Annotated in this window: 3 protein-coding genes; all 3 read right to left on the bottom strand. The window is 31.3% G+C overall.

Features of this window, described 5'->3' with window-relative positions:
• On the bottom strand, positions 1 to 1,988 hold a 1,988-nt coding region (locus AC220I_RS18230), incomplete at its 3' end, for a cellulose biosynthesis cyclic di-GMP-binding regulatory protein BcsB (protein WP_486725297.1).
• 11 nt (positions 1,989 to 1,999) lie between these two features.
• Positions 2,000 to 3,256, bottom strand: a complete 1,257-nt coding sequence (locus AC220I_RS18225; protein ID WP_486725296.1) for a glycosyltransferase family 2 protein — start codon at positions 3,254 to 3,256, stop codon at positions 2,000 to 2,002.
• Positions 3,257 to 3,264: 8 nt separating this feature from the next.
• The coding region (locus AC220I_RS18220; RefSeq protein WP_486725295.1) for a DUF2334 domain-containing protein at positions 3,265 to 4,770 on the bottom strand (1,506 nt) is incomplete at its 5' end.

Here is a 4,770-nt window from a genome sequence, read left to right as displayed (position 1 = left end):
CTACGATCTGAATTTACAATGAAAATATTATTCTTATCTTTTATGCCATTATCCAAAGTAATAGAAAAATCTGGGACATTATTAACTTCATGTGATAAATACCCAACCACTCCCAAAAGCAAATTAACCTCTTCCATATCAAACTTTGTATCCAACACAAAGTTCAACTGGTCCATTTGAAAATTGCTCACAAACGGAGCAGGATAGTGACTTAGATCATATTTTAATTTAGGAACATGAGGTAGGTAGAGTGTGGTTTCATTAGAAATATATGCCCAGTAATTTGTGTTAATTGAACCATCTTGGCAATCAAAGTCTCCATCTAAGTAGACATTTACACTTATTGCAAATGCTTTAGACTCTTTCAACTCTTCCGGAATTTTAAATGTAATGATATCCTCATCAGCACCTTCTTCATGTAAAATTTCACTCCCAATTGGTATACCATTTATGATCGCTGATACAGATGAATTGTCATAATCTATTACTTTTGAATATCGCATTTTTAAAATCATACTTGCTTCTTTTTCAAGTGTCCAGTTATCTGGTATGTCCACAAAAAATTGAGCGGTGGAGGTTTTTGCACCTTCTAGAGTAACACTACTGTATCCTAGTTCAGAAAAATTAAAAATATTTTTTTCTTCATCACTTATTTGATAACTTAAATCCTGATCATCAAAGCTTATAAAATTATTTGAAAGTTGATCTTTCCATACATCGTTTGCCAATCCTCGAGCAATTCTAGGCAAGTATTCAGTTTGACTTGCTATTATGGCAAGAATTGAGTTTTTATCCCCACGTTGGCCTTGTGCTATATACATCTCAGAACCAGATTTTACCTCAACAATTGAGTTTAACTCTTTAGGAAGATCTGTGCCAATAAAAATATAATTCTCATCTGACTTCATATTCTTTAGATCTACAACTTCAAACTGTACATTTTTAAACTTAACGCGTTTACCTGAATCAGAGGCAATCGTCATCATTGTTTTAATAATGTCAAAATTTGGTTTTCCATTCACTAAAAAAGTAAATTGAACGGGCTTATCCTCATAGGCTTTCAAATACGGAAAAGGGAATGTTCTTAAGCTTAATTCTGATTGAACATCATTGTATTCCAAGTGTAAAAAAGACTTTCCAAATATTGTGGTCCAATTGGCTGGATTTGTATCATCTTCACAAATTAAGTCTGTGATTCTATGATAGGATCTTATTTTAATTTCATTAAAGCCTTGATTTACAGCTGATTTTGATAAAAAAATTCTTTTTACATGCTCTGATGAACCTAACTTGTCAATAAAAAAACTTTCAACAGGTACGCCGTTAAGTTCAACAGTAATAGATGAACCATGTTCGAGCCCTGTGTAAGCATGTTGGAAATATAGATCAAAATAGATATTATCATGTAAATTCCAATATTCATTTACAGTAAAAAACATTGAAGCTTGACCATAAACACCTTGTAAAAGAATATCATTACCAACCAACTGGTTATATGCACTTCCAGCTGCTGTAATATTAATATTTGTATTATTAGTTTTAGCTTCCTCAATTGCGATTTCAGCTGTTACGTCAGTTTCGGAGGTATTTGTCTCGGCGTTTTCTGTATCAGGGGCTTCTGTCTCAACTTTGAAGTTACTTTCAAACGCTTTTGCAACTGCTTCATTAACTTTTATCGGGTATGCATCCTTTACATATTTTTGAGCAAGTGATAAAGCTTTAAGAGCATCCTCTCTATTACTATACAAACCAAAATACACTGTGTAACTTGACGTCTTAAAAACAATTGCCTTATTCCCATCTGAAGTGATTTTTTCTTGCAATTTTATAGCATTTGCCTCATTATTGAAGCGGCCCATCTGGATGGAATAATTCTGAGAAGATTCTGCAAATACAACTGTTTGACTAAATACCATTAATACCATTAATACTATTATTAGAATTGTAGATATTCTGCTTATAGTGTTCTTTTTTAATGTTTTATACATGAGACCACCTCCTAAAACCTTTCTGTCTTGTACCACTTAGTTTTCTGCCTTAATATCGTATTTTTTAAAAATTGAAACATTCCAAGCATACTTACAGCTAGCCAAAGCTGACAATATGTGAAGTACATGATACTTACTAAAAATATATTTTCTCTAACGACTTCACCTTTTTCAACAGAAAGCGTAATCGTTATCTGTAATAAGAAAATAAAATAACTTAAAATCCATATCACAATGTAATTTCCAGTAATTTGAATTTGAACATCTGTAAAAATCCCAAGTATAAATATCATATCAGATAGTACTATAGAAGTTAAGAACAAGAAGTAGACGCTAAAATAATAAAACAAATCAAACAAAATACTTGGATTCTTTATTTTGTGAATCGCGCTCAAGTTTTTTACAAGAACATAAATATTACCATTAACCCACCTACTTCTCTGTTTCATCCAAACCTTTAGTGTTTCTGGTTCTTGTTCAAAGGTTTCAGCTAAAGGCATAAAGGCAATTTGATAGCCCATATCATAAATTCTAAAGCTAATTTCAGTATCTTCTGCGACGGCAGAAGTATCCCATCCTCCTATTTCCTCGATTATACGCCTTCGGATAATAAAATTTGTACCTGGAATTGTACACAATTTAAAAAGTTTCCATCTTCCAGCTTGAGCCATCCACTGAAAAGAAAGTGTCTCAATATTTATAAACTTAGTTAGCATATTTTTTTTCTTGTTTCTTGTTCTAAACTTGCCAATAACTGCACCATATTTGGGATTTGAAAGAATCTCATATACTAAATATCTTAGAGCCATTCCATTAGGTGTGTTGTCGGCATCATATATGACAAGATACTCACCAATAGATTGTTCATAGCCCAAATTCAATGCATTGGACTTACCTTTCCCACCTCTATCACCTATTATTTCCACATGTTTAATTAAAGCGCTGGGATACTCCTTAATAACACCTTCAATTATTTCACCAGTTTTATCTTTTGAATTGTCATTAATCACAATAATCTCATACCTGTCTTTAGGATAATTCATCTGAACCATCGCTTTTAAAGTTCTGTAGATTACTTTCTCTTCATTGTGAGCTGGTATCATAATTGATATCATTGGATATTGATCAAGATCTGTAATAATCTCTGATTTCCTTTTCATCATATCAGCAGAGAATTGATGTCCAAAGAAAAGCAGAATTATATTCGTAATTAATAAAACCCAGATCGAAATCATAGAGAATAAAAATAAACTATCAACCCATTGCATATTAGCTCCTATCTAAAAAGATTTTTTCTCTGTCTTCTAATTGAAAAAAATAGTATTGATATAAATAACAAAGAAACTACTAATAAAATGACAGAAAAAGTTGATGCCACTTTATCTATGAAAATTCCTAATGGTGATTTAACCTTTGTTTCAATATAAGAGTTTACGCTAACTCTACCATAATCGATTATAATATCAAAATCTCGAGACAAAATTGTATGATAATCTTGTAAGGGATCATATGAATTAATTGAACTCGATTTTAAAAGTTGAATCAACCGTTCTAGATATGGTTTTTCAACTGAGCTATGAAAATATATTCCTGCAAAAAAACCATTTACAAGTTCAATACGCTTTAATCTGTTATCCATCATTTTAAAAGCATCTTGCTCATTTGGATTTATATAGCCCAAGTTAAAGGGATATAACTTATTAAAGCTTGATGTGTTATAGAGTTCATACGGGTATATGATATAGTTATTTTCTGTTATCGAGACTTGACCAAATGTTGTGCTAAATATTGATTTAAGTGCATCATATTCATTTTTTGATAAGTATACATGCGGTGCTTCATACCCTATAGGTATCAATCCGTTTTGTAAGCAATCTGATATTGCTTTATCAAAAAATTGTTTAATATCTCTTTGCTCGAGTTCACCTATGGTTACTGCGTTATCATTCATTTCATGGACATAGGTATGCAAGATAATGCTGCCACCATTTGCCTGCATATACTTTAGAGTTTCAACAAACTCATAAACTTCGGTGAAACTAGTGATATAATCAGCACCCTCTTGTTGAATGTAAGGTATTAAACCAATTGTAAAAGGCATTTGATTATCATGCATTAGTTTCGCGAGTTCTTTTAAATGGTCATAGTCACTAAAAACATGAACATCTTCAATACTAATTAAAAATCGATCCTCCTGATATTTTTTTTCATAAAGTAATTGTCCAATAAAATCAGAAAAAATATAGAACAGAGGTTCATTTATATCTACTCTAGAAATATAGTACAAATTTTCGCTTTTCATAATAAATGGAAACTTTTCTTTTCCATCTGATAGCCACGAATAAACTTCGTTTGAATCGCTTAAACTATTGATCTTATAAAAAGCTCTTTTTGTTCCAATACTAAAGGATTTTTCATCACCTGTCATCGCTTTTTTATAAGTCACAGAAAGCAAATCAAATACTTCTCCATTGTATTCTATTGGGTAGTTTTTAAGTTCTATTAAGGGTTCAATACTCTTTCCTAACCAAATAATTTCACCTTTATAATTTGAAAGCGCATCATAAAATTTAGGTTTTACAATTTCTTGATCAAGGGCTAGAACAAAAACATAATCGTAATTATTTAATTTAAAAATAGTTTGCTCGGATATTTTAACCTCATCGACCTCAGTCTGAAAATGACCAAGCATGTTTTCAATTGCAGTAACTGTATCTCTATTATCACCATAAAAACTTCGCTCCTCATATAAAATGAGTATTTTTTTTTTCAGGTCATGATT

The sequence above is a fragment of the Fusibacter sp. genome, assembly GCF_057447755.1.
The sequence above is the reverse complement of the archived record's forward strand: the minus strand, read 5'-3'. Positions and strand labels throughout refer to the sequence as shown.

Bases quoted from the DNA above. Each gene is read 5' to 3' on its own strand.
- AC220I_RS18225 (WP_486725296.1), bottom strand. From the start codon at position 3,256: ATGCAATGGGTTGATAGTTTATTTTTATTCTCTATGATTTCGATCTGG.